2 protein-coding genes are annotated in these 4,933 nt (G+C 39.6%); both read right to left on the bottom strand.

Annotated elements, in window-relative coordinates:
* Positions 1 to 867 precede the first annotated feature (867 nt).
* Positions 868 to 1,794, bottom strand: a complete 927-nt coding sequence (locus OM074_RS20775) for an alpha/beta hydrolase (protein ID WP_301202621.1) — start codon at positions 1,792 to 1,794, stop codon at positions 868 to 870.
* Between the two features lie 211 nt (positions 1,795 to 2,005).
* Positions 2,006 to 4,594 (bottom strand): alpha-L-arabinofuranosidase family protein, encoded by a 2,589-nt coding sequence (locus OM074_RS20780; RefSeq protein WP_301202622.1) that lies wholly within the window; start codon positions 4,592 to 4,594, stop codon positions 2,006 to 2,008.
* Positions 4,595 to 4,933: the final 339 nt, after the last annotated feature.

Raw genomic sequence — 4,933 nt, forward strand, 5'->3', positions numbered from 1 at the left:
TCTTTTAGGAAAATTAGATACTCATATTTAAAAGACAGGCTTTTGTAATGTCTTTCTTCAAAAATGAATGAGCTGTCCCTACAGGACGTTGATTACCTTCTTACATAACCCCATGCGTTGCATGGGGCTAGGATAAGCTGTGCTTTCAGCACGATATACAGAATACTTTTACAAAAGACCTTCAGGCTAAAATATATAACATTATTCTAATAAAATAGAACCTTAGCCTGACGGCTATGGGGCATAGTACTTGGGTGTTCGGAACGAATTATAATATTAGTAAAATGTTGTACGTTACGGGAATCAATCTTCCCCTGAGCAGGGGGAAGTACCACATCAAAGATGGGGGGAAGGGGGTATGGTTCATAAAATCTTGTCAATTTTATTAAAACAACTATTGGCTTCATTAAAAAAGATAGACCCTAATTAATAACAGATCGTTAGATTTTAGATGAGAGACGAGAGACTTATTTGCAATATGCTTAAAATCAAATCTTTACTCAACTTAAGTTGGTTTTATTAAATATCTCATATTCTTACACTTATAAAAAATTAACGAACTATTGAATTAAAATATTATAGAAATAAACTTACAACATCCTGATATTATTATAAAAGAGATTATGAAGATTGGAAGGAGATAAGCAGGTATTACTTCTAGTTATTGTATTAGTATATATTTACCCCCTTCCCCATGCCTTTAGCATGGTACTTCCCCCTACTTGGGGGGAAGATTGATTCCCTTGATGTTTAGGTTTTTATGGCAAACAAACTTCTTTTTAAACACTCAAAGGAATCGCCACAAGGAACTTAGCGTCTCGTTAATTGAGGCTGCAAGTCTGATACTTTTACAAAAGACCTTCAGACTTAAAATCCATTCATATCCAACCATTGCAACAGCATAGCCGGCCATTGCAATTGAGTGCCTTTACTTTTATCCAACCCATAACCATGTCCTCCTTTTTGAAAGATATGCAACTCTCCTTTAACACCGTTTGCTTTAAGAGCCTTGTAATAGTTTAAGCTATTTTCTATGGGTACGGCTCTGTCATCCAGAGAGTGCACCATAAATGCCATTGGGGTTTCCTTATTTATCTGCAACTCATTAGAATACTGTTTTACAAGCTCTTCTGTGGGTTCTTTACCAATCAGGTTATTTCTTGAACCCATATGTGTATAATCCTTATTCATTGAAATTACCGGGTATACCAAAACCGAGAAATCCGGGCGAGCCGATGTGGTATCGGTAGTTGATTGCAAATCCCTAGCATACTGAGTTGAAATGGTAGATGCCAAATGACCTCCTGCTGAAAAGCCCATTACGCCAACTTTGTCAGGATTGATATTCCATTTTTCGGCATTATTCCTTATCATGCGCATGGCTTGTTGGGCATCTTGTAAAGGCCCCATATTTTTCTCCTCCATTATTTGATCACTAGGCAAACGGTACTTTAACAATACTCCTGCAATTCCATGGTCGTTAAGCCACTTGGCCACCATAAAACCTTCATGATCCCATGCCAGACATGAATATCCACCTCCGGGACATATTAATACTGCAGTTCCGTTTGCCTTTTCTTTTTCAGGAAGAAACACTGAAATTGTTGGATCCGTAACCCGGACTACCCGGTTGGTCCTGCCTCTGTTATCAGTAAAAGACTCAACATATGAGGAATTTTCTTTTGATCCAGGCACTCCCTCCGGCCATAGTTTTAACTTGTACTGCTGTGCTTCAACATTTAGAGTTATCATTCCTAACATGGTAACTAATACTACATTTATAAATTTGATCATCTTATTATTTAGTTTTGATTATATAATACAATTAACACACTCATATCGTTCAATTATAGTGACCGCCATCGCTCACCCCTCGTCCCCTGAAGAGGAAGCCTCTCGCACTGTGTGGGTTGAGACTCTCCCTATAAAGCCTGTCCCGAACTTGTATTCGGGAGAGTTGGAGGGTGTGGATTGGGATAAAATCGAGTTTTCTAGCGAGCACTACTCATAAGCCCACGCGTATCAATGAAAATGAATAAGGCGCTGACTCAAACTGAGTATTGCTGTCCATATCAATTTCGGATTCCTTTGGCAGAGCCTCCTTACTTGTAGGATTTCCTTTTAAAACAGTTAATTTACCTCTGCATGGAGTGTTTATAAACTTTGATAAATCAATGTTAACATGAACACTTACCGGCAACATATTTACCAATTTAATAATTATGTCGTTGCTCTTTGAATCTTTTACCACGGAATAGGCAACCCGCTCAATGGCTTCCTGGTTGGTTGTTGACAAATCAATATATCCGGGAACATAGTAATCGCCGCTGTTGTTACCATACATTTTCTGCACATAATAATCCACTGTTGGTTTAACCTCAGTATTATTAAAGTATATCAAATCCGGGTTCCATTGTGTGTGATGTTCCTTAGCCAATAAAGGAGCAAAAGAAGTCATGGTAACCACATCTGCATTCCGCTCAACAGAAGTTAAATAAAGAGCCTCAGACAAAGCTGTTTCTATATTCATGGGTCGCCCCGGTAAATGACTGGCATACTCCCCCAGATAAACTTTGGGTTTGCTCCTGTCGTAACGGTCGTAATAATCCTGATTATTGATAAACCAACCCGGAGGCTGATAATAATGCTCATCCACCATTGGCACTTCCAGATCAGAGGCTAGTTTCCAGCCTTCCACATAATCAGTACCCATATAAAACGGGCCAACTGTACCTATCACTATTATCTCCGGATACTTTTCTGTTACCGCTTTATATATCATAGAAAAACGTTCGGCGAATACATCCGTAATCAGATCTTCATTTCCAATACCAATATATTTCAAATTAAATGGTTTTGGATGGCCTGCTTCCGCTCTTAATTTACCCCAACGGGTATTTTTATCACCATTGGCCCATTCAATCAGGTCGAGCACTTCCTGCACATAATCTCCCATTTCACACATGGGTATTCCTCCTTGCTGTCCATGTCCCCCAATTGAAGAGTTTTGACAAGGAACACCAGCCGCAACAACAGGAACAGGCTCTGCTCCAATATCTTCACAAAACTGAAAGTACTCAAAATAGCCTAAACCCATGGATTGATGATAGTTCCATATATTTCGCTGTGGCTTCCGGGCTTCCAGTGGACCTATAGTATTTTTCCAATGGTATATGTTATCAATCCCGTTTCCATGGGCTACGCAACCTCCCGGAAATCTAATAAAGCGGGGTTTGATATCAGCAATTACCCGGGCAAGATCCTTGCGCAACCCGTTTTTACGCCCCATAAAAGTATTTTGGGGAAATAAAGATAGCATATCAAGGGCATAAGAACCTTTCTCCACAGGCTGTATAGATATAAGTGCGTCATCTACAGTTTTTCCGGCAGTAATTACGCCTTCATATTTATTCCATTCTGAACTTAATTTTTTTACGCTTGCTTCACCTATCACATTGCCTTGCCTATCAGAAATTGTTACTTTTAAACCACCTTTGCTATCACTAAGGCTCCTGGCAAAAATAGAAAAATCATATTTCTCTCCTTCCATCACCGGGATACCATCAAAACCACTATTACTGATGCATGCACCTGGTTCATTAACCTGTAGAACGGCAAAATGCCTGTTGTTAGGATGAATTGGGGAAAGGGTATCGATTTTAAATGATGCCTGTCCCGTTACAGACCAGGCTTTTTTATGCGTCCAGGTTTTATCCCTCCCTTGTGTGTCGTTTAAATCGTACTCAAAACCCCTGTTTTGAATTAACTCGGCATATATCCCACCATCGGCAGCGTAATTAATATCTTCGAAGAAAGCACCAATCAACATATCGCTGATTTTTTTACTCTTTTCGGGATAGAGTGTCAGTTTTGCACTCAAATCTTCCAAGCCCTTGAATCTAACCGGATCATCTTTACACTCTTCTGCCCTTTCCTGATTATGGAATGCAGTCCATTCCTGATGTTTAATAAGCTTATCAATAGTTTCCCAGGAGACTTTATGGATTACGCCAGACAGACTTTCTCCATTCAAAAGCACCTCTGTCCGCAGTCCCGGACGATCTTGTTTAGTGGCTTTTTGGGTAGGAGTATATGATTTAAAGTCTGTTGTTGTTGTTTTAAAATACGTTAGCCCTTTATCCTGTTCACTTGCCCAGCTAATCAGATAGCAAGCGCTGCTTTTTTGATATGAAACCTCAATATCCAGCACATTACCCTGATCCATAACTGTTGGATAAGACTGGCTCCTCCAGTTGTACAGATCTTTGGTATCGGCATGGGCAAACTGACCCACATCATTATTCAGGGTCCATAAGCAATGCCATAAACCATTCTGATCTTGAAACATAAAGGGCGAAATCATTCTCTTCTGAGATCCCCATGCTCCAAAATCTGAAAATAAGAAACGCATTTCCGGGCCAATGGAGTGCCAACAGTCCTTATCTACACTCCAGGCGTAGTGAAGGCCGTTATGGTTATTATTTTTAATAGTTGCATACGAAAACACATATGCAGAATCCGGCTCATTGGCATAGCCAGGATGGGTTAACAACAGTAAACCCAAAAACAGAATTAAATAAATCCTTTTTATCATGACACTTATTTTGAAATACAAATGTTTTGCATACTAAAATAAGGTCTTCTGTCAAGAAATTCATTTAATATAGTCCATTTTACTATTATTTAATTCATTTTTAAATAAAACAGTCATATTAGCATATGATTGTATAAAGGATGTCCCGTCAGGATGGGAGTCAAATCGTGCTGAAAGCACAATTTGACTTAAGTAGTGCTTGCAAGAAAACTCGAATTTATTCCAACCCGCACCCTCCAACTCCCTAAAGGGAGAGTGTCAACCCACACGGTGCGAGAGGCTTCCCCTTTAGGGGATGAGGGGTGAGCGGAGGGGGCCACTATAATACAGGAGTTTTCT

It is taken from the genome of Plebeiibacterium marinum (genome assembly GCF_026013615.1).
GTDB classification, from domain to species: domain Bacteria; phylum Bacteroidota; class Bacteroidia; order Bacteroidales; family Marinilabiliaceae; genus Saccharicrinis; species Saccharicrinis marinus_A.

Coding starts and splice junctions, on each gene's coding strand:
- OM074_RS20775 (WP_301202621.1), bottom strand. CDS start 1,794: ATGATCAAATTTATAAATGTAGTATTAGTTACCATGTTAGGAATGATA.
- OM074_RS20780 (WP_301202622.1), bottom strand. CDS start 4,594: ATGATAAAAAGGATTTATTTAATTCTGTTTTTGGGTTTACTGTTGTTA.